Genomic DNA, 23,956 nt, shown 5'->3' with positions numbered 1-23,956 from the left:
CAAATAGAGTCCGGAACAGGGTACTATTGCCGGGTAGTGAATTTAACCACAGAGTCCAAAATGCAGAAAAAAGAAAAAGGCCCGACAGATTTTCAGCTTTATATGCGCTTGCTTAGTTATTTGAAGGGACTGAGGTTTTATTTTGTTGTCAGCATATTGGGCTTTATAGTGTTCGCTTTGACACAGGCGGGCGCAGCCCATCTGTTCAAATACTTCATTGATGGCATTCAGTATAAGAACGAACAGTACATGCTCTATGTCCCGATAGCGCTGATATTGCTTGCTTTCGTAAGAGGGGTCGGTTTCTTTGTCGGTAACTATTATATTTCAAAGGTATCCCTGGGCATAATTCATAAAATTCGTTGTGAATTGTTCGAGCACTACATGTACGCACCGAAGCACTTTTTCGATAAAAGCAGTGTCGGTGAGCTGATGTCAGTGATCCTGTATAACGTCGGCCAGGTAAGTAGTGCTGCAACGGATGCAGTTAAGGTGGTGGTGAGAGAAGGCTTTACGGTCATTTTCCTGATGGGCTATTTGTTCTATATGAACTGGCAGATGACGCTTTTGTTTTTGATCATCGCTCCTGTGATCGGCACCATTATTTATTATGTGGGAAAACGCTTAAAAGATATCAGCAAAAAGATGCAGGTATCGATGGGGGATATTACACACACTGCCAAAGAATCACTGTCGTTGTTTCAGTTGGTTAAAGCCTATGGTGGTGAAGGGCGGGAGGCTGAGCGCTTCGATAAGGCCAGCAACGTCAATGTCAGTTTAAGCCTTAAAATGGTGCGCACCATGACGGCTGTTTCCCCGGTGATGCAATTTATAATTTCCATCGCGTTGGCGATTCTGATGTATACGATCATGGAGTTTTTCGGAGATCACAGCGTGGGTGATATAGTTGCGTACCTGACCGCGGCTGGATTGATCCCGAAGCCTATACGACAAATGGGTGATATCTGGGGCATGATTCAACGTGGCCTGGCGGCATCAGAATCCATCTTTGAAACGCTGGACGAAGAGATAGAGCAAGACACCGGTACGCACAGCGCAAGGCATTTGCAAGGTCGCATAAGTATTCGCAATCTTTGTTTCACCTATGATGGGGCGGATGGTAAACAAATCGATAATATAAATCTCGACGTGGCGCCAGGGCAAATGATTGCGTTGGTAGGCCAGTCGGGTAGTGGCAAGACCACCATCACGAGTTTATTGCTGCGTTTCTATGATTATCAATCCGGGCATATTCTGCTGGATGGCGTTGAACTAAAAGACTACAAGCTTAAAGAACTCAGGCGGCATATCGCGCTGGTGTCGCAGAATATAGAGCTAACTAATGACAGTATCCGGGGTAATCTCAGTTATGGATTTGATCAGGAGCTGAGTGATGAACAAATATGGCATGCGCTCAAGCAAGCCAATGCAGAAGAGTTTGTTCGAAAACTGGATGAAGGCCTGGATACTATGGTGGGTGAAAATGGAACCCGTTTGTCTGGCGGGCAACGTCAACGAATCAGTATAGCCAGGGCCATATTAAAAGATGCACCGATTTTAATCCTCGATGAAGCAACGTCGGCATTGGATACGGAATCGGAACGCATGATCCAGGATGCATTGGATAAAGCGACAAGAAACAGGACAACCATAGTCATTGCCCATAGGCTATCAACTATTCTGGAGTCGGATTGCATTTATGTGTTGGATGCGGGTCACGTAGTAGAGAATGGCAAACATGACGAATTGCTGAAAGCCGGAGGCCCATACTCCCATCTATACAATATACAGTTTGCCGGCAACAACGAGAACGACGAATAGATAACAGAGATTCCCAAATTATGCCTTCTACTCCGGTGGATGTGACCCATTCAAAGAAAAAGAATTTACTATTCACTATCGCCACGCTGGTAACCAGAATGGACGAGTATCTGGAAATGGTGGACAGCGCATTGCAGTCCGGGTTCGATCGGGACGATGTGGAATTTATATACATAGACAATAGTTCAGGCAATCAATTTGATGGCTTCTCCGGTACAAACCATTTTATTGCAAGGGCCGCAGGCCAGTATCTTATCATCTGCCATCAGGATGTATTGTTTGATCAGGATCGGTGTGAGCAGCTAATCGAAAAAATAAATGAGCTGAGTGCCCTGGATGCGAACTGGGCGATTGCGGGAAACGCTGGAAAGCAAGTGAATTCCTCTCTGGCGCTCAGAATTAGTGATCCACATGGGGAGAATGTTACGGTGGGCGATCTGCCAGCCGAAGTCGTCAGCCTGGATGAAAATTTCATTATCATTAATACAGCTGCCAATGTCGGTTGTACCCGCAATATAGCTGGGTTTCATTTGTACGGAACCGACCTTTGTTTTAATGCCATGCAGCGGGGTTACAAGTGTTATGTTATCGATTTCCATTTAACCCACAAGAGTGTAGGCGTCGTGACCGATGCTTACCACCAGGTCAAACAACAGATAATAGAAAATTATGCTCGGCGAAAAGAGTCCGTAGTTATTCAGTCGATGTGTTCCCGCTTTTATGTTTCGTCCTCTCGAATCAGAAATATCCTGCTAAACCGAAAATCGTTACTGAACCTGCATAGCAGTCTTTCTAAGAAAAAAAGTAAACAAACGTAATTTGTCTAATCTATAGAACGCAGCCGCCGGTTAGCATGGATCAACAAGCATGTAAGTCGGGCGAAGGTGACATTCTGAGGAATAATTCAGCTATCACGCAAAAAAGTGAGGCCGAAATTAACCGTTCAAGGAAGTGGCTGCGTTCCGGAAAACGAGCGACCCGTTGGTACTAATTTAATCGAATCGCCTGTGCCAGGCGGTAGGTTACTTCTCCTTTATCATTCTCTGGGCACAGCACTCAATGCTATTCTGGCCAATAGTCCATTCAGATTGGCTAAACACCCGTGCGCCGCGTCGCACTGTGGGTGTGTTTGCGGTACTTATGGCGTAGCCCTGTGATAATTTCAGTGAAATAACATAGCAAGAACCACACCCCATGAACGCAATCAGTATCCCTTTTCAGCAGCGAACAGCGACTGTTAATAGCCAATGGTTATTGTTTCTTTACGGTGCGATTCCCTTGTGCTTCGTTTTTGTACTGCTGGATAAGTTGCTGTGGGGGAATCAATGGCGCGATCAGTTATTGCCCACTAACCCGGCCGAGATACTATTCTGGTCCGTAATTTTTAATTTTCCCCATATCGTGTCGTCGATGGTGACCATGGTAGATCACGAGTATTGGCAGTTTTATCGTAAACGTGTACTGCGCGCGATTATGATCATCGTGTCCGGGTTAGTGATTATCAATTATGTGGTGCCGCTAACGTTGCCAGCTATGGTGGCTGAAAATATTTTTCTGGCCTACTTTTTATTTTTCTCGGCCTACACGGTTTGGCATGTATTATCCCAACAGTTCGGTATCGGAATGATGTTGATGCGGGCCCGGCCCGATCAGCAATATCAAACCTGGCGATGGCTTTCAACCATTGCGGCTACGACTCTGTATTTCATGGTGTTCGGAAAATATTTCTTACGCGATCTCAGCTTCTTCAATATAGGCGCCGAGCAGTGGATGAAAGGCATCGCGCTGGTATTCATTGTGTTGTCCACGCTGACCGGCGCTGCGTTAGTCAGTCGGTCGCAGCGGCGTCTAGGCAGTTTCTATTGTTTGGGTAATCTGGCTATCTTGCCCGCTACCTTTTGTCTTCTGCAGATGGGATACGATATTTTCGTTATCGCGGTACCCCGGTTTTTGCACGATTTGACGGCGTTCATGATCTATAGCGTACATGATCAGAATCGTAATCTCGAAGAAAAGAAAAACCGGATTTATCGCATGCTCTCGTTCATTCCGCTTTCGCCCTTGATTTTGTGTCCGATTCTGGCGCTGGTGCTGGCTAACTCCATTGAATGTGGATCGGTATTGTTGGATTCTTTGTTGGGGGTGTCCCGTAATGTGCCCGATAAATGCGTGTTGAATCCTTTTACGCCACTCGAATCCACCGCGGCGTTAAATTACCGTATGGGGTTGTGGATGCAGATCTCATTGACTATTGGCTTTCTCCATTATTATATTGAAGGCTTTGTTTGGAAACGTGATTCCCTTCACCGGCACTCAGTCAGCTTTAGCTAGATGAACGAGGGGCTGCTGCAACCCATTGGTTGGTTTATTGCTTCTGGCCGGCTGGTCCCTTCCTTGTGCCTGTGTATAGCTTGGTGTATTTGCTGGTCAGTGTCGTGTTCCCAGGTTATCCCGCATCATACTCAGCACGCGGTCTGTATAGTCGTATTTCATCAGGGCATCTGTGTTCGGCCCTGAATGCCCCCGGATCGAGTGCTGGTCTAATTTGAAAAGAATTGAATTCAGCTCTGCTATATCCCCGTAGGTAATAACCGGATCGTTTGCGTTGAAACACCGGGGAAGATCTGCAACGCGATCGGTGATCAGCACGGCACCGGCGCTCACCGTTTCAAAGCAGCGCATGTTCAGACCATGCTTTATATTATTACTATTAATGATATTGAGTACGTACCGGTGCGAACCATACAGCCTGGCGACGTCAGCAAGCGGAATGTTGCGGGAATGAACCTGATGGCTGGACGGCATCGGCTTATCCCACCCCTTGCCATAGATCTGTACCGGTCGTTCGATGGCGCGTAACATTTGATATCGGTTTTCCGAATAAGCGCCAACAAACAGGACCTTGTGATCGCGCTGCTGCCAGGGCTTGGCGAGGGGTTGAAAGAGGCTGACGTCGACGGCCAGAGGCAGGTAGGTGGCACGGTTGAGCCCCAGATCGCACCCCTGTTGCTGAAGATGGCTGTCGGTAAAATAAAAGCGGTCAATAAAATCGTTGTAATGACGGATTGACTCGGGAAAAAAATCCCCGATCCAGTAGGCCGACTTGAATTGGGGTTTGAATTGCTTCAATACGGCCTGCACCGCCTCCGGCAGCGCTATCAGGTCCGGCAAGATAAGCAGCTCGGGTTTGAACGTTTGCAGCAAAGTGCCCAATTGTTGCGCCAGGTGCGAATCCTGCCATTGCTTACTGACCAGTCCTTTGGCACGCTTCACAAATCGATCTGTAGAACTCTGGTGATTCAGGGCTAGAAAACGGCAATCAAGGTTCATCTTCCGGCAGGCATTAAAGACATGCTCGGGCCATTGCAGAATCCCGCCACGCTTGCCCATCACCAGTATGCGGGGTGGGCTTTCTCTGTCCGTTACCATATTCTGATCTCTGTTCCTTGGGGGCTCGGATTGTTTGGTTTCTCTGAGCTTAAACGCAGTATTGTACGTTTGTGTGCGGGCAGTGCGCCACTGCGGCGCCAACCAGCAACAGAGATAGCCAATTCAGGTTTTAATTTTTTGCTTTCGGATTTTTTTTTGGATCTGCGCTTGGGTGTGCAGACGCCACGACCTATAATTCCCGCTGACAGGGATATTTGAGAATTCTATGCTGACACGCTGGCTTTATTCGCTTGCTTTTTATCTGGCGATTCCGATTATATTAATACGCTTACGGAAGCGGGTGAAAAAGAACCCGGCCTATCGCCATCGTATACGCGAGCGATTCGGCTTCTATAGCGGGCGCAAGCCGGAGCAAAGTATCTGGTTCCACACCGTTTCGGTTGGCGAATTCGTTGCCGCAAAATCACTGGCGGACCGGGTGTTGAAGGCCTATCCGCAACATACATTGGTTATAACCACCATGACGCCTACGGGCTCAGATCGGGTGTGCGCTGCCTATCAACAGCAAATAGCGGAAGGTCGTGTACTGCATGTGTACGCGCCCTATGATTTGCCTGGCGCAGTCAAGCGTTTCCTGAACTGGTTTAACCCGCGTTTGCTGGTAATTATGGAAACCGAGTTGTGGCCGAATATTATCCATTTCACCGATAAGCGGAATATCCCGGTGGTGGTCGCTAACGCCCGGCTTTCCGAAAAGTCCGCAAACGGTTACCGCAAAGTCCTGCCCCTGTTCAGGCCAATGATGCGGGAAGTCTCATTGATTGCAGCGCAATCGGACATTGATGGGGAGCGTTTTGTCGAGCTTGGATTGCCACCTGCGAATCTGCAGGTGACCGGCACAGTGAAATTCGATCTGGATATTGAGCCCGGTATGGAAGCATCGGCCAAAGAGTTGAGGGGGCTGTGGGGGAACGAACGTAATATATTCATTGCAGCCAGCACCCATGAAGGGGAAGATGAGCAATTACTGGAAGCGTTTCTGTATATACGCAGTAACATTGAAAACGCGTTAATGGTGATTGTGCCGCGTCATCCGGAACGTTTTGAAGCGGTGGCGGACATAATTAAAGCGCGTGGCTTCCAGTTCAGCCGCCTCAGCCGAGATGAGCCGGTGGGTGAATCGACTGAGGTGGTGCTGGGTGATACGATGGGCGATTTACTACGCATGCTGGGTGCGGCAGACGTTGCCTTTATCGGCGGTAGCCTGGTACCGGTAGGCGGTCACAATATGTTGGAGTCCCTGGCGATGGGAACACCGGCCTTCACGGGTCCTCACGTTTTTAACTTCCAGGTGGTGGCGGATTTGCTTTCCGAACTGGATGTGCTGCGCACCGTTTCTTCGCCGCTGGGATTGGGGCAGGCAGTTGTCACCTTGCTTAACGATAGCGAGGCTCACAAAACCCTGGCAGATCGCGGCAGACAAGTGGTGCAGGATAATCGGGGTGCCATGGAGCGCTTGTTTAATCTGATTAGCAAGTATCTGTAGATCCGGAACCTTCTTTACGTTTGATAATGCCCTCCTGGTTGCTGCCTCCCTTAGCACTGTATATAGTGCTCTAATACACAACACAATTGATTAGCCTCGTGCTTGACGAGGTTTTATTTCCATTCGAAAAAATAAGAGATGACCATGAGTGCCTATTCTGAAGATTACCTGAGCCAAAGCGCCCAAGTTGATACTGCCTCAGTTCAACCATTCCCCAATTCACGAAAAGTTTATGTAACGGGTAGTGAGCCGGATATCCGGGTGCCGATGCGGGAAATCAGCTTGAGCGACACTCCTACGGATTTCGGCGGAGAAAAAAACCTGCCGGTTTATGTATACGATACTTCAGGCCCCTATTCTGACCCTGAGGCACGGATTGATGTGCGCTCCGGATTACAGGCGATTCGTGAAGGCTGGATTCAGCGACGCGGAGACTGCGAACAGCTAAATGATTTGAGCTCGGCATTCGGTCGCCGTCGTAAAGACGATCCGATGTTGGCCAATTTACGTTTCAATCATACGCGTAGCCCGATTAAAGCCCGTTCCGGTGCCAACGTAAGTCAAATGTATTATGCCCGCAAAGGTATTGTTACTGCGGAAATGGAGTTCGTTGCGATTCGCGAAACCATGAAATTGCAGGAAGCCCGTGAAAACGGTTTGATGCAGCAGCAACATCCGGGGGAGTCGTTTGGAGCCCGCATTCCCGACGAAATTACGCCTGAGTTTGTCCGTCAGGAAGTGGCTATGGGGCGGGCAGTTATTCCTGCCAACATCAATCACCTGGAATTAGAGCCTGCTATTTTGGGGCGCAACTTTTTGGTGAAGGTGAATGCCAATATCGGCAACTCCGCGGTGACTTCTTCCATTGAAGAAGAAGTTGCGAAGATGACCTGGTCTACCCGTTGGGGGGCCGACACGGTGATGGATCTTTCCACCGGTAAGAATATTCATGAAACCCGCGAATGGATCGTGCGCAATTCGCCGGTTCCCATCGGCACGGTCCCCATTTATCAAGCGCTCGAAAAAGTAGGCGGTGTGCCTGAGGATTTAACCTGGGAACTGTTCCGGGATACATTGGTTGAACAAGCAGAGCAGGGGGTGGATTATTTCACCATTCATGCCGGTGTATTGCTGCGTTACGTGCCGCTGACAGCGAAACGACTCACCGGAATCGTGTCCCGCGGAGGTTCCATTCTGGCGAAGTGGTGTCTTGCACATCACAAAGAAAATTTCATTTACAGTCACTTTGATGAAATCTGCGAAATTATGACCGCATACGACGTGACATTCTCGTTAGGGGATGGCTTGCGTCCGGGCTCGGTTGCGGATGCCAACGACGAAGCCCAATTCAGTGAGTTGAGAACGTTAGGCGAATTAACGAAGAAAGCCTGGGAGCACAGCGCTCAGGTTATGATCGAGGGCCCCGGCCACGTACCGATGCACATGATCAAAGTGAATATGGAAGAACAGCTGAAGCATTGCCACGAAGCGCCTTTCTATACGTTAGGCCCGCTGACCACGGATATTGCACCGGGCTACGATCATATTACATCGGGCATCGGTGCGGCCATGATTGGTTGGTATGGTACAGCGATGTTGTGTTACGTCACCCCAAAAGAACACTTGGGTTTGCCGAATAAAGCCGATGTAAAAGAAGGTCTGATCACTTATAAAATAGCGGCCCACGCGGCGGATCTGGCGAAGGGCCACCCCGGTGCTCAGATTCGCGACAACGCCATGTCCAAAGCCCGTTTTGAATTCCGTTGGGAAGATCAGTTTAGCTTGGCGTTAGATCCAGACACCGCCAAAGCCTATCATGATGAAACCATGCCCAAGGAAGCCCACAAGGTGGCTCACTTTTGTTCGATGTGTGGCCCCAAGTTCTGTTCAATGAAAATCACCCAGGATGTGCGCGAGTATTCTGCCGGCCTTGAGGCTTCCGCCGCGGCGGAAGCACAGCAAGCAGAACAGGGTATGTTAGAAAAGTCCCGTGAATTTAAATCGCAGGGTGCTGAAATTTATAAGAAAGTGTAATGTCAATCCGTCCGGGGCAAAAATAGTCAACGGAGTTTGATTGTTCCCGGGCGTGTTTCTGGCTAGCCTTAAGTAACAGATCAACATTAGAAGTCGTTGTTGACGAAAGGTAGATTCATGGACAGGAAGGAAGGCCCCTGCTTCTCGCATAATGATGTAGAGGTATTGGAAAAATCGACGGTGTATTCCGGATTTTTCAAAATGCAGCGCTATCAGATTAAGCACCGGTTAATAAAAGGGGGCTGGAGCCCGGTGTTATCCCGGGAATGCTTTGATCGTGGTCCTGCAGTGGGCGTTTTGCTTTACGACCCGTACAAGGACGCTGTGGTGCTGGTAGAGCAGTTTCGCATTGGGGCGTTGGAAGCCCACGAAGGACCCTGGCAACTGGAATTGGTGGCTGGCATCCTGGAAGACGGCGAATCCCCGGAAGACGTTGTGCATCGCGAGTCAATCGAAGAAGCCGGCAGTGATGTGCTGGCGCTGGAATATATCTACGAATATTACCCCAGCCCGGGTGGCTGCAATGAAAAGCTGTTTCTTTATTGCGGCGGCATTGATTCCAGTGGTGTCGGTGGAGTCCACGGCCTGGAAGAAGAGGGTGAAGATATTTGGGTGCAGGTTTTCCCTCGGGAAGAAGCCTGGCATATTTTGCAGGAAAACTATATTAATAACGCCGCTACCATAATCGCTCTGCAGTGGCTGCAGATGAATTACCAACGGTTGCAGGAAAAATGGCAGTAAGTAGAAGTTATACCCCTAATCTCAGCAAATTGATCAGCGATTGTGAAATTAATTACCATCGCATGATGCGCCTGTTGCCTGAAATTGACGATCAGGAGGAATGGCTTTTCGGGGTGGATGCGGCTGAAGGTCAAAAATTGCGTCAGGTCAGTATCAGGGTGTCTGAACGCAGTAAGTACACCACCACAGTCGCTGTTGCGCAGGAATCCCTGATCGATGAGTGGGTGCCCAAGCCGACGTTGACCGTGCGCTTGTATCACGATGCGCATATGGCTGAGGTGCTTTCCTATCAGCGCAACCGGTCCATTCGTCAAACCTATCCCTACCCCAACGAAAAAATGTATCAGCCGGACGAAAAAGCCCAATTGAACACATTTTTGGGCGAATGGTTGGAATTCTGCCTGCGCTCCGGTCGGGCGCTCATCCACGTCTAAGTTGTGATACAGCGCACACTCTTTCTGGTTGGGTGTTAAAACGTGAAAATTCACAGGCATAGCGCAAGGTATTTGTCCTCAATTCAGCCCCATGTTCGCAGAAAACCCGTTATACTGGTTAAGACTTGCTTCTCTGGCAGTGTACCGATTTGTGGTTTATAAGTATTAAATGACAATGAAAATGGGCTGACCCTTGGTCTTTAAATCAACATCCAACTCAATTCGTGTTGTTCAGCTCTCTGATAGCCACCTTTTCAAAAGTCCGGAAGGTAAGTTATTAGGGTTGAATACCGAACATAGCCTCTCCATGGTGATGGACCTGATTGCGGCCGAGCAGCGCCACATCGATCTGGTGCTCGCTACAGGTGATCTGTCCCAGGATGGCAGCAGCGAATCCTATAATCGCTTTCATCAGCACATGGAGGCGTTTGCGTGCCCTGTCTATTGGTTGCCCGGCAACCATGATCTCACCGATATGATGGCCAACCACCAGGTGGCAAAGCGCATGAGCCCGTGCGTCATTCCCCTGAATGGCTGGCATATCATCATGCTGGATTCCACCATCCGTGGTAAGGTGCCCGGCAACTTTGCTGACTCTGAGCTGGTGTTCCTGCAACAGGCCCTGCAACAGTCTGCGGGCAACAACGTCCTTATCGCATTGCATCATCAACCGGTTCCTGTGGGCAGTGAATGGCTGGATCAACAGATCGTCGGTAACGCGGCTGAATTTTTTCGTATTGTTGACCAGTTCCACAACGTGCGTAATATTATCTGGGGTCATGTTCACCAGGCGTACGAAGGGGAGCGCAAGGGCGTGAAACTGATGTCCGTACCCTCTACTTGCGTTCAGTTTCGACCCAAAAGCTTCGATTTTGCTGTCGACCGGGAGAACCCAGGCTATCGCTGGCTCGATCTGCATGCGGATGGTCGCATTGAAACCGGCGTTTCCCGGGTGACTGGTGTAGACTTCGTGGTGGATTACAGCGTCAGGGGCTATTAACCGCCCCCATCCAAAACAGCACCCCAACCGAACACACAGCATAAGGCGTCGTTCCGACCGGTCTCATTATCATGCCAGATCCCTATCATCTTTTTTATATACACGGCTTTAACAGCTCGCCTCAATCCGCCAAGGCGCAACAAACAAGGCACGCCTTGGTACGATTCCCCCATGTTCAGTTTCACGTACCACAATTGCCTTTTGATCCGATTCGGGCGATGGCGATTCTGGAGCAGGAAATCCAGCAATGCCTGCCCCAGAAAATCGGTTTGATCGGTAGCTCTATGGGGGGCTATCTGGGAACTTATGTCGCCGAGAAATATAAGCTACCCTTAGCAATGATCAACCCCGCTGTACGCCCCTATGAGTTGCTGCAGGATTATCTGGGGGAGATGACCAATGATCACACGGGTGAGAAATACGTCTTCACCCAGGATCATATGCAGATAATTAAAGGTTTTGAGGTCACACAGATTACGCGGCCGGAACGTTATCTGTTGTTAACACAGACCGGCGATGAGACCCTGGACTATCGGCAGGGCGTGGAAAAATACGCCGCCTGCAAGCAGATTGTGGAGCAGGGCGGCGACCACAGTTTTCAAAACTTTGATCAACACCTGACACGGATATTTGAATTTTTGGGTGTTGCATAGAATCATGAATAAAAAACGGAACTGAATTTACCTATGGCAGACAATTACACGTCCGAATCCATTGAAGTATTAAGCGGTCTTGATCCGGTACGCAAGCGGCCGGGTATGTATACCGATACCACGCGCCCGAACCATTTGGCGCAGGAAGTGATCGATAACAGTGTGGACGAAGCACTGGCAGGGCATGCCTCTACTATTGAAGTGACTTTATTTAAAGATGGCTCGTTGCAAGTGGTGGACGATGGTCGCGGTATGCCGGTGGACGTGCATCCGGAAAAAGGCATTCCCGGTATTGAAGTGATTCTCTGTACGCTGCACGCAGGTGGAAAGTTTTCCAACAAAAGCTACCAGTTTTCGGGTGGCTTACACGGTGTGGGTGTATCCGTCGTAAATGCGTTATCCACGATGCTGGAAGTTACTATTCGTCGCGACGGCAATGTGTACCGAATGGGTTTCAAGAACGGTGACAAAGCGACGGAACTCGAAATAGTCGATACCTGTGGCAAACGTAACACTGGCACGTCTTTGCGTTTTTTGCCGGACCCGAAATATTTTGATTCAACCAAATATTCAGTATCGCGTCTGACCCATCTGCTGCGTGCCAAAGCGGTGTTGTGCCCCGGCTTGCATGTGAAATTTACCGACGAGAACAGCGGTGAAACCCTGGAATGGCATTACCAGGACGGATTAAAAGATTATTTGTTGTCGGCGAATCAAGGCTGGACCCTATTGCCGGAAGAGCCGTTCATGGGCAGCATGAGCGCTGATACAGAAGCGGTGGATTGGGCCGTGCAGTGGCTGCCGGAAGGTGGCGAGCTGGTGACGGAAGGCTATGTAAACCTGATCCCCACAGCCCAGGGCGGAACCCACGTTAACGGTTTGCGCTCCGGCCTGCTGGATGCCATGCGTGAATATTGTGAAAACCGGAACCTGTTGCCGAGGGGGGTGAAGCTGACGGCCGAGGATGTTTGGGATAAGTGCAGCTACGTATTGTCTGTAAAAATGCAGGACCCCCAATTTGCCGGGCAAACCAAAGAAAAATTATCATCACGACAAACTGCTGCCTTCGTTTCCGGTGTGGTGAAGGACGCTTTCAGTTTGTGGCTGCATCAGCACACTGCTGAAGGAGATGCGTTAGCGGATCTTGCCATAAACAACGCCCAGAAACGCATGCGCGCGAGTAAAAAAGTGGTGCGCAAAAAAGTCACCGCAGGCCCGGCGTTACCTGGTAAATTAGCCGACTGTTCCAGTCAGGACACGGAGCGCTCGGAGTTGTTTTTAGTGGAAGGGGATTCCGCAGGCGGATCGGCCAAGCAAGCGCGCGACCGGGAGTTTCAAGCGGTCATGCCTCTGCGCGGAAAAATTCTAAATACCTGGGAAGTGGATTCCGCCGAAATACTTTCATCGCAGGAAGTGCATGATATTTCTATTGCCATCGGACTCGATCCGGCGTCGGATGATTTAAGCAAACTGCGTTACAACAAAGTATGTATTCTGGCAGACGCGGATTCGGACGGCTTGCACATTGCGACGTTGTTATGTGCCCTGTTTGTGCGCCATTTCCGCCCTTTGGTTATGGCGGGGCATGTGTATGTTGCGATGCCTCCGTTGTATAGGATCGACGTGGCGAAAGACGTTTACTACGCGCTGGACGAAGACGAAAAGCAAGGCATCATGGATCGCATTAAGGCCGAGAAAAAGCGCGGGAATATTCAGGTGACCCGGTTCAAAGGTCTGGGTGAGATGAATCCGTTGCAGTTGCGTGAAACCACAATGGCTACGGAGTCGCGCCGATTGGTGCAGTTAACCGTTGAGTATGGCGATAACACGGATGAGGCGATGGATTTGTTGCTGGCGAAGAAACGGGCCGGGGACCGGAAGGATTGGCTGGAGTCGAAGGGCAATTTGGCGGCGGTTTAGTGATGTTGTTCGCAGCAAATTAACAGCCCGTATCAAAAATCCTGAAACCAAAGGTAGGCCTAAAAGCGCTCGAATTACCTCCCTTCGATAAGCTGGGCAGCAAGACGCAAATACGCTGTGGCATCTCGGTGGCACTGAAAACTATCAGCAAGCGCTACCTGGAAGTCGTGAGAACCGGCTTTGCCATCGAGCCAGACCCCAACAATCTGTTCCTGGAGCCGACCGGGTTACCCTTAACCCCGGATCGCCTGAGCCGCCTGGTGGCCAAATACATTAAACAGGCCTACATCGGCAAAACCGGCAGTTGCCACCTGTTCCGCCATACGGTGGCGACCCTGATGCTGGATGATGGGGCGGATCTCCGCTTTATCCAGCAAATGCAGGGGCATGTGAGCATTGGTACGACTGAGATTTACACCCATGTGTCTATTGTAAAACTGAAGAAAATCCACGAGTTAACGCACCCGACCTTGCGGGGTAGGCACAGAGCGCAGAGCGAACCGGAGGCCACAGAAGACGAGCTGTTGGCGATGTTGGAAGCTGTGGGTGACGAAGAAGCAATCCGGGAGTAGGATGTATGTACATATGTCAATACAGGGGTGGTGATGCAGTTTGAATGGGATGAAGCGAAGAACGCCACCAATATCCGTAAGCACGGAATCGACTTCGCTGATGTTATGGACATGTTTAATCACCCTATGCTGACGTTGGTGGATGACCGGGAAGATTATGGGAGCGCTGGATTGGTGTTGGTTGGATACAGCAGCTTGTGGGTGTAGTGGTTTATGTAGAGCGCTATGAAGATACCATCCGTATTATCTCGGCCCGAAAAGCGACCAAACACGAGGTGCGCCGTTATGAGCAAAGTATCAAAAACTGATTGGAAACGATTATCAGAAATGGATGATAAGGATATCGATACCAGTGATATCCCGGAATTAGATGATGCCTTCTTCCAAAATGCCGAATTGAAGGTGCCGTCCAAGCAGCCAGTGACACTGCGCATTGATAGTGATGTGTTGGTGTGGTTTAAATCGCAGGGTCAGGGCTATCAAACTCGTATTAACAAGCTTCTGCGTGCTTATATGGAAAGTCAGCAGCGTTAGGTTTTTACCATCTTCCCGCATGTCACATGGCTTTTTTATCGGGGCGCCGAACCGCCCCAAACCCCGCCCTCTAGGGCGGGGCTTCAGTCCGTGCCAGCGTGAAGAGCGTGGCTGTTGTTTGCCACTCAGGAGAAAATTACATGCAATGGGAAATCAAAAAAATTATTGAAAACGCCAACTGTCTGGCATCAACGGGTCGTAGCGGCGGTTCCACCGGCGAAGTGATCGCGGCGGCGTTCGTGCTCAATCGAATGGAGTTTTTGCCGGCCAGCTACCAAGATGTAGTGGAAGCCTGGGATCGCCTGGATGATGAATGGCAGGAATACGTGCGCATTGTTAAGCGTGATCATCAGCATCTTGAAGTCGGTTTAGTCATCGAACAGGAGCGCAGTGTATGGGGCATCGAAGTAAAAATGGCGGCCTGTTTCCAGGCCGCCTCTTGATTACTTGAAACAATCAGTTTGACAAGGTAATCGCCTAGCTTTGCTTGATCAGACCAGATTGCTCAAGCCACTTTGCTCAAGCCACTTTGTTAGTCCGGGTGTTTCGCTCTCCAGCATCATGCTCTAACACCTCACCCTCTTGATTGATGGCGATGGTTTTCGGCTTCATCGCCTCTGGAATTTCCTTCACAAGACGGATGGTTAGCAAACCATTGGAAAGATCTGCACCAGACACTTCCACGTAATCGGCAAGGTTGAACTTACGTTCGAAGGAACGGTTGGCAATACCTTGATAGAGGTACTTGCGTTCGTCCTTTTCGTTTTTATTACCGCGCACTGTCAGGACGCCTTTTTCAACCTGGATATCCAGCTCCTGTTGAGAAAAGCCGGCCACGGCCACTGTAATGGCATAGCGGTTTTCGTCCAGCACCTCGATACTGTACGGGGGGTACCCGTTGGGCGTGGATTCGGTGGCTAGAGCATGGTTGATCAAAGACCCTAAACGGTCGAAACCAATACTGCTACGATAGAGTGGGGTTAGGTCAATTGCGTTCATGGTATATCCTCCGATAGAAGCAATATAAAATAAAAACAATCATGGATGAGCAGGGCTCCACATGGACGTCCTCTCATAAGACGGTATTTAAGGTCTATCGAGTTCTTTTCAATGGTTGTTTCGAAAAAATTATTTGCGGTGGTCTTCAATAAAACTAAATCTGCTAGGCGGATCGTATTGCTGTGCTCTTTGTGGGCGTCGGAGGGGACCCCCCAGCCTCCAGACAGGCGCGTAAAAAGTTATCGTTTGACTTTCAAACCTATCAAAGGTAGTGTGTCAGCAGTTTGGAAACCACCTCTGCTTTACACTCTCCATTTCGTTGCAATGTCCTAATTCCTCGACCTGTAGTTTTTAATCTTTAGTCTTTTCCCAGCGCTTGCGCCTCGCGAAGGCGACACCGGTAATTCGATCTGCCCTCACGACCCAGGCTGCCTGGTTTTTCGGCGATCAGGATTTACTACATACAGTGATCCCTATCGGGATTGAAAAAAACCGTCAACGGCTTTGCAACGATTAATACTGTTTATTAATGCCCATCGTATTTATCTGAACACCGATGTAATGCGACATTCTGCAACGCTCTTGATTCTATTACAGAGAAAATGAATGATTGCACCTGCAACATCGGCCATTAACGCCACTGATAAACAAAAATACAGCCATCCCATTCCTGACCGGAACTTTATTCTCGGCCTGCTGAAAGCTTCAAAGCAACCCCAATTCCGCGAACAGCTTGCCCAAAAAATGTCGTTGTCCGATCCCAACGAAATCGAGGCACTGCGGCGTCGGCTTCGAGCTATGGAACGTGATGGACAGATTGATTTTGATCGCCAGAAAGGGTTCCGTATTGTCCAGGAAAGCCAATTAATCACCGGCCGGGTGATTGGACATCCCGACGGTTTTGGCTTTTTTGTACAAGACCAAGGTGGTGATGATTTAAGGCTTAGCGAGCATCAAATGTTGAAACTCTTTGATGGCGATCGAGCCCAGGTGCGGATCAGTGGTCAGGACAGCCGGGGCCGGGCTCAGGCCAGCCTGGTAAACATTATAGAACGCAATACGGTGAACCTGGTTGGGCAGTTGCATTGTGATGCCGGCCAATATTTTGTGACCGCGCAGAATAAACGCATCGCCCATGAGATCGATATTGACCCCGCGCAACTGGCCGGTGCCAGAGCAGGCCAATACGTGGTAGTGGCAATCACAGACTATCCCGACAGCCAATATAACGCCTATGGCAATGTGATTGAGGTGCTTGGTGATGCGGATCAATCGGGCATGGAAATTGAGGTCGTTATGCGTGAAGTGGGTATTCCGCATATCTGGCCGCCAGCGGCGTTGAACGAAGCGAATGCGTTGAGCGAGACCGTGTGTGAAGCAGACAAGCAAGCCCGAGCAGACCTTCGGCATTTGCCTTTTGTGACCATTGATGGTGAGGACGCGAAAGACTTTGATGACGCTGTCTATTGCGAACCGCAAAAACAAGGCGGTTGGTGTTTGTGGGTTGCCATTGCCGATGTGGCGCACTATGTGAAACCCGGCAGCGCGTTGGATAAGGAAGCCCATCACCGAGGTACTTCGGTATACTTTCCGGGGCGTGTCGTGCCCATGTTGCCAGAGCGCTTGTCCAACGGGTTATGCTCGCTGAATCCGAAGGTGGATCGACTGGTGCTCGCGTGTGAAATACGCTTCAATCCGCAGGGCAAAATGATCGACTACTGTTTTTCAGAGGCCGTTATCCATTCACATGCACGTTTGACCTATCAGCAAGTCAATGCAGTGCTTACACAACCTGAAAGCAAACTTGGGCGAGCCATGTCGCAGCAGCACTCGCCACTTGTACCACACTTGCAGGCGCTCTATGGCCTTTTTAAAAATTTGCAACAAGCCCGATCGGAGCGCGGTGCTATTGATTTTGAAACACAGGAATGTGCTTTTCAGTTCAACCACAATCGCAAAGTTGACGCTATCGTTCCAGTCGAACGCAATGATGCCCATAAGCTTATTGAAGAATGTATGTTATGCGCCAATGTGGCGACCGCAGCATTTTTGCAAGTGACCCGGCTGCCTTCACTTTACCGCAATCATAACGGCCCACAAGCCAAAAAGCTGATTACGTTACGACGTTATCTGGCAGAAAAGGGTTTAAAGCTGGGCGGTGGGGATACGCCTTCGCCTAAGGATTACGATCAGTTGCTTTCCTTAGTCACAGGTCGAAGCGATGCGGATGCGATACAGTCGATGCTGCTGCGCTCACTCAGTCAGGCGGTTTACAGTCACGAAAATGCAGGCCATTTCGGTCTGGCTTATTCGGGCTATGCGCATTTTACCTCTCCCATTCGTCGCTATCCAGATTTGATCATTCACAGAGCCATTCGCTCGGTGATACGCAGAACCAAAAGCAGTGCTGTGCGTCAGTTGTTGAAGACCTTCGGAAAGAAAAGCAAACAGCCGGTAATGCGTTTTGACGGTGCCAAGCCGATACCGGCGAGAATAAGTTATCCCTACGATAAAAAACAAATGGCGGAGCTGGGCGAGCATTGCTCGCAACTGTCTCGTCGTGCCGATAAGGCCAGCTGGGAGGTAGAGGCGTGGTTGAAATGCAGTTATATGCAAGATGCTATTGGTGAACCCTTTGCGGGCATTATTACGTCTGTTACTCATTTCGGGCTATTCATAGAATTGAGCGATACAAAAATAGAAGGGTTGCTGCACATCAGTGATCTCAATAACGATTTCTACCACTTTGACGAAAGCAGACAAGAGCTAAAGGGCGAGCGTAGTCAGAAAGGGTATGCGTTGGGGGATAGAATTCAGGTTGAAGTGGCTCAGGTTGATATGGATCAGAAGAAAATCGGTTTTGCTTTGGCAAAAAGCAGTGCCGGTGGGACTAATAAAAGAGGAGCAATCAAATAACCTGCCACAATAAAGGCGCTATTACCCAGCCAGATAGAGCCCTTTGGACTGTTGGGTTAGCAAAGTAACGCGGTTGCGTCCGCTTGCTTTCGATTGGTAAAGTGCTTTGTCTGCCATTGATAAAAAGTGTTCTGCTTCGGTATCCGCTGTGGGCAAGGCCACAAACGCACCGGCGCTCAATGTTAAGTTTATTACGCCCTCCCGGGTGTTAATGGCGGTGGATTGTACGCTGCTGCGAATGCGTTGGGCCACGATTTCCGCTCCTTCCTCGTCGGTTTCTGTGAGGACAATACAAAATTCTTCACCGCCGTAGCGTGCAGCGAAATCAGTGGGCCGATGGATGTTTTTATCGATGCGAGCGGCAATTTCCTTCAGGCAATCATCACCCGCTAGATGTCCATAGGTGTCATTGACTGATTTAAAATGATCGACATCCACTAGTATCACGCAAATACAGTGTTCGCGTCGTGTGGAGCGGCCCAGTTCAGCCGCCAGATATTTATCCAACGCGCGCCGGTTCTGCAGACCGGTTAGCTGGTCGGTGTCACTGATTTCAGTGAGTCTTCGGTTGGCTGCCTCCAGCTCCCGGGTGCGCTCCGCAACTTTGTTTTCCAGTTCTAATTTGGCTTTGATTTGGGTGTTGAGTGCCGCCTGCTGTGCTGCTGCCCGCATGCCTTTTTCGTGGTTGATACGCTCGGCCAGGGCGAAGGAAAGCAGCACAGTTTCCAATACCGTGCCCAGTTGTAATGCGTAAGACGTGATGATATTGCGGGGCAATATTTCGAATTTACTCAATGCTAAAACAACACCACCGAAGATCAATAAAATCCAGGCCAGGGTGTAGTAACGTGCGGAGGTGTTACCCCGGCACCAGGCATTTATGCCTTGAGTCAGCCCCCATAAACTAATTAATACGGACACTGAGATGACTACACGAATGGAAATATTGTAAGGCGCGAAAATGGCGACCAGAAAAGCCAGCAGTGTGGCTACCGTGCAGCCATTCTGAATCAGCGGCATCGGCTTCGGCATTTGGTAAATACCCAGAAAACGGGATGTGAAAAGTAGACCAAGCACGACAGTGCCTGCTAAGAACACCGTAATAGCGCGATCATTCCACTGTGTGGCGTCAGGCCAAATATATTGAAATGCCCAGCCTTCAAGGCTGGCAGAAAATAGCCACATTCCGATTACATAGCCGACGTAATAAATATAGCTGCGATCCCGCAGTACCAAGAAAAGCAGGAAGTTGTAGATGCCGATAATGGCTAATGCACCGTAGTAGGCACCCTGGGTGACGTTTCGCTGGATGTCATATTGATTAAACGATTTTTCATCCCAGATCGTCAGTGGTAATTGTACCGAGCTGGTTGAACGCAACCGAATGTAGACCTCCGATTCTGATCCAGCGGTTACCGTGATGGGCACAATAAAATAACGATGCTGTATAGGCCGCTCCACAAAAGGTAATTTATCACCCAGATGGTATTCGTGCAGTATCGAGCCGTTCTGTACCAAATACAAATCGATGTTGTCCAGCACCGGGTAACCCAGTTCCAGGATCCATTGCTCCAAGTCAGATTGGTTTGATATGCCGAAATTCAGCCACCAGCTTTGGTTGTTATAACCTTTATTGAAAATATGCGAGTCGTTCTGTTCCCAGGGTTGCGCCTGGGAGAGCAGGGAGTGAATGGTCAGGCTGTCGTCCGCGTCCATTAAGTAACGTATTTCAGTGCCGATAGCCTGTTGGGTGAATTGGTTGTCCAGTTGCACAGCATTGGCCGCAGCACAGCAGGTCAGCACCAGTAAGATGGCGCCCACGCGGGCGAAAAATTGCCTTGTCAGAGACCTACAGAGACGCACCAAATAAACCTGCTACTTAAAGTGGCGACATTTACACACCACGAAGGTCGGTGTGGCGGTTTTGTTTTTAGCTGTTAGTTCTAGCTGTAGGTGTAAGTTTAGCTGTTAATTTGTTGTCCGAGAGCGAACTAACAGGTCATAGCCAATTCGATACCAACGGTTACCTAATCGAGTTTGTTTAGAGCGAGTATGTCCCCTCACCAGCTGTCGATAAACCGTCCGCTTCCCCGGTAGCAGCGCTCGGTTGTCGCATTCAGACCACGCACAATCCATTGGCGGGTATCGGCAGGGTCAATCACGGCATCCAACTCAAAATAACTGGCGATGTGGGTGGCTTTCCCTTTGCGGTAGCGGGAGGCAACGCGCTGCTCAAAAAACGCTTGTCGTTGATCCGGATCCTCAATGGCGTCCATTTCTTTTTTGTATGCCAGGCGCACCCCGCCTTCCAGCCCCATGCCGCCGAGTTCACCGGTGGGCCAGGCAACGGTAAAAAAGGGCGCTTTGAAGTGACCGCCGGCTGCAGCCATGGCGCCCAAGCCGTAGGCCTTGCGTAGCACGATGGCAAACAAGGGAACGTGTAGCGACGCAGCGGTCAGAAATAAGCGCGCGGAATGACGAACCAACGCCGTTTTTTCGGCTGCCGGACCGACCATGATACCGGGGGTGTCAATCAGTGTGAGTATCGGTAAGCCATGGGCGTCACACAAACGCATAAAGCGAGCGGCTTTGTCGGCGCTATCGGAATCGATGGCACCGGAATTAAACGTCGGGTTGTTGGCAATCAGGCCCATAGGTTTCCCCTCGACGCGGACCAAGGCAATGACGTAAGCCTGGCCATAGGCACTGCGTAATTCGAGGACGGAATCGACGTCCGCCAGCAGTTGAACGACGTTACGCACGTCATAGGCGCGCAGCCGGTTTTCCGGGATCACATGGCGCAGGTGCAACGGATCGGCGGCCGTCCAGTCGGCTACGTTGCCTTGAAAATAGGACAGGTATTGCCTGGCTTTGGAGACCGCTTCCTGCTCATTGCTGACCCGGATATCCACCACGCCGTTTTCGTGTTGTACGTCGATGGGGCCGACCTCTTCCGGCGAAAAAGAGCCGAGTCCACCTGCTTCTATCAATGCGGGGCCGGCCATTCCGATATTGCTGTTTTCGGTGGCGATAATGACATCGGTCATACCCAGCAACGCCGCGTTGCCGGCAAAACACCGTCCTGATACGATGCCGATAACAGGCACTTTGCCACTCAGATCCGCCAGCTTATAAAAATTTTGATTTTCCAGCGCGGCAATGGTGACGGGGTCTTCCCGCGGGCGACCACCGCCCCCTTCAGCGAAAAGAATCAGCGGTATTTTGTGGTCCTTCGCCAGATCAAACAGGCGGTCGGTTTTCTGGTGATTTTTATGTCCCTGAGTGCCCGCCATCACCGTGGCGTCATAACTGCCCACCGCGACGCGGGCCGTTTCTGCACCGAACTGGTCTGCGTTGACGGTGGCTATGCCCATCACAAAACCGTCGGCAGGGGTTTGTGTTCGTAACTCTTCATCACTTTTTCGGGCGTGCAAATAGGCAACGGCCAGCTGGCCGTATTCAGTGAAACTGTCGTGGTCGCACAAATCCGTCAGGTTTTCACGGGCCGTGCGCTGACCGCGCTGGCGGCGGCGTTCGACTGCTTGGGGACGTTGCTGATCCAAGGTGATTTCAATCCGCTGGCGAAGTTGCTGCAGGTCTTCGCGAACGGCATGCAGGTCAATGTTATTGGTGTCTTCACTTTGAGTATCCTGGGCACTGGATTTCTTGATAAGGGCGATAGCCTGACCCTGAGCCACAGACTCACCGGGACTCACCAGCACTTCGGATACCGTTCCAGGGTGTGACGCCGTCACCGCGTGCTCCAGTTTCATGGCTTCAATCAGGGCCACTTCGAATCCACGCTGGACAGCATCTCCGGCCGCAATCGTCAGTGCGCTGATCACGCCGTGCAGGGGCGAGGTGATCAGGGTTGAATCACGGTCAATATTGGGTAGATTTGCAATCGGGTCGATCGATTCCGTTGTGACCTGTAGCTCCTGTATGCGCTCTTCGACAAACAAAGTGGTGACATCGTTTTCTATTACAGAGCGATGATCCAGCAGCTTACGCAAAAAAGCCAGATTGGTTGCAACGCCTTGAATATCGAATTCCTGGGCTGCACGACGAGCGCGGATCAGCAGTGATTTGAAGTGGGGTGAAGGTGAGCTGACAATGAGCTTTGCCAGCAATGAATCGTATCGTGTGGTGGTTTGATAGCCCGGATAGGCAAAAGTGTCGACGCGGACGCCCGGGCCATGGGGTGCAGTAAACGAGGTGATCAATCCCGCAGCCGGAACCGGCTTGCCGGTTTTGTCCAGCGTCTCCATATTGATGCGAAGTTGTGCGGCATGGCCCCTGGGTAACGGGATATCTGCCTGGGTCAGCGATAAACTCGTTAGGGTGCGTCCTGCAGCCAGTTCAATCTGTATCTGCACCAGATCAAGTCCGAGCACTTCTTCAGTCACGGTGTGCTCGACCTGAAGACGGGGATTGGCTTCCAGAAAAACGAGGTCATCTTCCTGGCCGCTTTTGTCCAGATCCAACAGAAATTCGAAGGTGCCCAGATTACGGTAATGGCAGTTTTTGGCCATATGGGTAGCCGCATCCAATACGCACTGCCGCTGCTGGTGGTTTAGGCTGGTGCTGGGCGCGAATTCCACCAGCTTCTGGTGTTGCCGCTGAAGAGTACATTCCCGCTCCCAAAGATGACTGACCTGTGTCCCGTCCCCGATGATTTGCACCTCTATATGCCGGGCGCGCTGAATCAGTTGTTCGACATACAGCTCGGCATTCCCGAATGCGCGCAGCGCTTCCGATTGGCAGCGATGAAAAGCGCTTTGCAGTTCGTTTATATTGCGCACCACCCGCATCCCTTTGCCGCCTCCGCCGGCCACCGCTTTGATCATCATGGCGGACCCGGAGCCGAGTGATAAAAAGAACGATTCGGCCTGCTCCAGTGTGGTTCCACCTGATGTGCCGGCACTGACTTTAACGCCACAGCTAAGGGCCAACTCCCTGGCGCGGGTTTTGTCGCCGAACAGGGCGATAAGGGCCGGGTCCGGCCCGATAAACACAAGTCCTTCCTCTATGCAGCGCTGAGCAAATTCACGATCCTCGCTCAAGAATCCGTAGCCCGGATGAATGGCGTCGCAGTTTAACGATTTCGCTGCGGCGATGATCTGTTCCCCGTCCAGATAGGCAGCGATGCCCGTGCCTTGCAGCGACTGCGTTTCACTCGCGGCATCCAGGTGACCACTGGTTACATCATCTTCACTGTAGATCGCTACGGTTTCGATCCCCATATCACCCGCCGTGCGGGCAATCCGAACGGCGATCTCCCCGCGATTGGCAATTAGCAGTTTCCGAAACGGGGCACTTCCCGTATTGCTTGGATATTCAATAGGTTGAATGGGCATCTGGGGCAGACCTTAAAGCAAAAAATTCGGCCTTGGTTT

General features: G+C 50.5%; 18 protein-coding genes and 1 pseudogene. 15 read left to right on the top strand and 4 right to left on the bottom strand.

Annotated elements, in window-relative coordinates; translation table 11 throughout:
• Positions 1–36: 36 nt before the first annotated feature.
• The 3 genes from msbA (at position 37) to FT643_RS06280 (ending at position 4,152) form a co-directional block, all read left to right on the top strand.
• Complete coding sequence (gene msbA, locus FT643_RS06290) at positions 37–1,821, top strand: lipid A export permease/ATP-binding protein MsbA (RefSeq protein ID WP_198043358.1); 1,785 nt, start codon at positions 37–39, stop codon at positions 1,819–1,821.
• 20 nt (positions 1,822–1,841) lie between these two features.
• The gene (locus FT643_RS06285; RefSeq protein WP_156870288.1) at positions 1,842–2,639 is read left to right on the top strand and encodes an acyl esterase; all 798 of its coding nucleotides are present in this window, start codon (positions 1,842–1,844) and stop codon (positions 2,637–2,639) included.
• A 376-nt stretch (positions 2,640–3,015) separates the two neighbouring features.
• On the top strand, positions 3,016–4,152 hold the full coding sequence (locus FT643_RS06280) for a hypothetical protein (protein WP_156870286.1): 1,137 nt from the start codon (positions 3,016–3,018) through the stop codon (positions 4,150–4,152).
• 96 nt (positions 4,153–4,248) lie between these two features.
• On the opposite strand, the gene FT643_RS06275 is transcribed toward FT643_RS06280, so the two are convergent.
• Complete coding sequence (locus FT643_RS06275) at positions 4,249–5,250, bottom strand: glycosyltransferase family protein (protein ID WP_156870284.1); 1,002 nt, start codon at positions 5,248–5,250, stop codon at positions 4,249–4,251.
• A gap of 226 nt (positions 5,251–5,476) precedes the next feature.
• Here FT643_RS06275 and waaA point away from each other — a divergent pair, with 226 nt between their 5' ends.
• From waaA to FT643_RS06220, 11 genes and pseudogenes are all read left to right on the top strand, one after another.
• Positions 5,477–6,757 carry a lipid IV(A) 3-deoxy-D-manno-octulosonic acid transferase gene (gene waaA / locus FT643_RS06270; RefSeq protein WP_156870282.1) on the top strand — a complete coding sequence of 427 codons (1,281 nt, stop codon included), beginning with the start codon at positions 5,477–5,479 and terminating at the stop codon, positions 6,755–6,757.
• A gap of 144 nt (positions 6,758–6,901) precedes the next feature.
• Positions 6,902–8,791, top strand: coding sequence for a phosphomethylpyrimidine synthase ThiC (gene thiC, locus FT643_RS06265; protein WP_156870280.1), 1,890 nt, complete (start codon positions 6,902–6,904; stop codon positions 8,789–8,791).
• Positions 8,792–8,908: 117 nt separating this feature from the next.
• On the top strand, positions 8,909–9,532 hold the full coding sequence (locus tag FT643_RS06260; RefSeq protein ID WP_156870278.1) for an NUDIX domain-containing protein: 624 nt from the start codon (positions 8,909–8,911) through the stop codon (positions 9,530–9,532).
• Entirely contained in the window at positions 9,523–9,966 is a 444-nt protein-coding gene (locus FT643_RS06255; RefSeq protein WP_156870276.1) for a DUF1249 domain-containing protein, read from the top strand. The genes FT643_RS06260 and FT643_RS06255 overlap by 10 nt, the downstream gene beginning before the upstream one ends.
• A 193-nt stretch (positions 9,967–10,159) precedes the next feature.
• Entirely contained in the window at positions 10,160–10,966 is an 807-nt protein-coding gene (cpdA, locus tag FT643_RS06250; protein WP_156870274.1) for a 3',5'-cyclic-AMP phosphodiesterase, read from the top strand.
• Positions 10,967–11,037: 71 nt separating this feature from the next.
• A complete protein-coding gene (locus FT643_RS06245) occupies positions 11,038–11,619 on the top strand; it encodes a YqiA/YcfP family alpha/beta fold hydrolase (protein WP_156870272.1) in 582 nt (193 codons plus the stop codon).
• A 33-nt stretch (positions 11,620–11,652) separates the two neighbouring features.
• Complete coding sequence (gene parE / locus FT643_RS06240; RefSeq protein WP_156870270.1) at positions 11,653–13,539, top strand: DNA topoisomerase IV subunit B; 1,887 nt, start codon at positions 11,653–11,655, stop codon at positions 13,537–13,539.
• Between the two features lie 128 nt (positions 13,540–13,667).
• On the top strand, positions 13,668–14,111 hold the full coding sequence (locus tag FT643_RS06235; protein ID WP_198043357.1) for a tyrosine-type recombinase/integrase: 444 nt from the start codon (positions 13,668–13,670) through the stop codon (positions 14,109–14,111).
• 105 nt (positions 14,112–14,216) lie between these two features.
• Positions 14,217–14,419, top strand: a pseudogene (locus tag FT643_RS23860) (BrnT family toxin).
• A complete protein-coding gene (locus FT643_RS06225) occupies positions 14,397–14,645 on the top strand; it encodes a BrnA antitoxin family protein (protein ID WP_144696185.1) in 249 nt (82 codons plus the stop codon). Before FT643_RS23860 ends, FT643_RS06225 begins: the two are co-directional and overlap by 23 nt.
• Before the next feature lie 140 nt (positions 14,646–14,785).
• The gene (locus FT643_RS06220) at positions 14,786–15,088 is read left to right on the top strand and encodes a hypothetical protein (protein WP_156870266.1); all 303 of its coding nucleotides are present in this window, start codon (positions 14,786–14,788) and stop codon (positions 15,086–15,088) included.
• Positions 15,089–15,164: 76 nt separating this feature from the next.
• Here the strand turns inward: FT643_RS06220 and FT643_RS06215 are convergent, their stop codons facing one another.
• Positions 15,165–15,644, bottom strand: coding sequence for an Hsp20 family protein (locus tag FT643_RS06215; RefSeq protein WP_156870264.1), 480 nt, complete (start codon positions 15,642–15,644; stop codon positions 15,165–15,167).
• A 606-nt stretch (positions 15,645–16,250) separates the two neighbouring features.
• Here FT643_RS06215 and rnr point away from each other — a divergent pair.
• Positions 16,251–18,560 (top strand): ribonuclease R, encoded by a 2,310-nt coding sequence (gene rnr / locus FT643_RS06210; RefSeq protein ID WP_156870262.1) that lies wholly within the window; start codon positions 16,251–16,253, stop codon positions 18,558–18,560.
• Positions 18,561–18,581: 21 nt separating this feature from the next.
• On the opposite strand, the gene FT643_RS06205 is transcribed toward rnr, so the two are convergent.
• Together FT643_RS06205 and FT643_RS06200 are read right to left on the bottom strand one after the other, a co-directional pair.
• Positions 18,582–20,381 carry a sensor domain-containing diguanylate cyclase gene (locus FT643_RS06205; RefSeq protein ID WP_156870260.1) on the bottom strand — a complete coding sequence of 600 codons (1,800 nt, stop codon included), beginning with the start codon at positions 20,379–20,381 and terminating at the stop codon, positions 18,582–18,584.
• A gap of 239 nt (positions 20,382–20,620) precedes the next feature.
• On the bottom strand, positions 20,621–23,917 hold the full coding sequence (locus FT643_RS06200; protein ID WP_156870258.1) for an acetyl-CoA carboxylase family protein: 3,297 nt from the start codon (positions 23,915–23,917) through the stop codon (positions 20,621–20,623).
• Positions 23,918–23,956 lie beyond the last annotated feature (39 nt).

Origin of the sequence: Ketobacter sp. MCCC 1A13808, from assembly GCF_009746715.1 — a bacterium.
Lineage (GTDB): Bacteria > Pseudomonadota > Gammaproteobacteria > Pseudomonadales > Ketobacteraceae > Ketobacter.
This window is presented reverse-complemented; position numbering and strand designations above follow the sequence as displayed.

What these genes read in the sequence shown, in the direction of transcription:
- thiC (WP_156870280.1), top strand. Translation starts at nt 6,902, where the DNA reads ATGAGTGCCTATTCTGAAGATTACCTGAGCCAAAGCGCCCAAGTTGAT.
- FT643_RS06280 (WP_156870286.1), top strand. Translation starts at nt 3,016, where the DNA reads ATGAACGCAATCAGTATCCCTTTTCAGCAGCGAACAGCGACTGTTAAT.
- waaA (WP_156870282.1), top strand. Translation starts at nt 5,477, where the DNA reads ATGCTGACACGCTGGCTTTATTCGCTTGCTTTTTATCTGGCGATTCCG.
- FT643_RS06260 (WP_156870278.1), top strand. Translation starts at nt 8,909, where the DNA reads ATGGACAGGAAGGAAGGCCCCTGCTTCTCGCATAATGATGTAGAGGTA.
- rnr (WP_156870262.1), top strand. Translation starts at nt 16,251, where the DNA reads ATGATTGCACCTGCAACATCGGCCATTAACGCCACTGATAAACAAAAA.
- FT643_RS06285 (WP_156870288.1), top strand. Translation starts at nt 1,842, where the DNA reads ATGCCTTCTACTCCGGTGGATGTGACCCATTCAAAGAAAAAGAATTTA.
- FT643_RS06225 (WP_144696185.1), top strand. Translation starts at nt 14,397, where the DNA reads ATGAGCAAAGTATCAAAAACTGATTGGAAACGATTATCAGAAATGGAT.
- FT643_RS06245 (WP_156870272.1), top strand. Translation starts at nt 11,038, where the DNA reads ATGCCAGATCCCTATCATCTTTTTTATATACACGGCTTTAACAGCTCG.
- FT643_RS06220 (WP_156870266.1), top strand. Translation starts at nt 14,786, where the DNA reads ATGCAATGGGAAATCAAAAAAATTATTGAAAACGCCAACTGTCTGGCA.
- FT643_RS06275 (WP_156870284.1), bottom strand. Translation starts at nt 5,250, where the DNA reads ATGGTAACGGACAGAGAAAGCCCACCCCGCATACTGGTGATGGGCAAG.
- FT643_RS06255 (WP_156870276.1), top strand. Translation starts at nt 9,523, where the DNA reads ATGGCAGTAAGTAGAAGTTATACCCCTAATCTCAGCAAATTGATCAGC.
- parE (WP_156870270.1), top strand. Translation starts at nt 11,653, where the DNA reads ATGGCAGACAATTACACGTCCGAATCCATTGAAGTATTAAGCGGTCTT.
- FT643_RS06215 (WP_156870264.1), bottom strand. Translation starts at nt 15,644, where the DNA reads ATGAACGCAATTGACCTAACCCCACTCTATCGTAGCAGTATTGGTTTC.
- FT643_RS06200 (WP_156870258.1), bottom strand. Translation starts at nt 23,917, where the DNA reads ATGCCCATTCAACCTATTGAATATCCAAGCAATACGGGAAGTGCCCCG.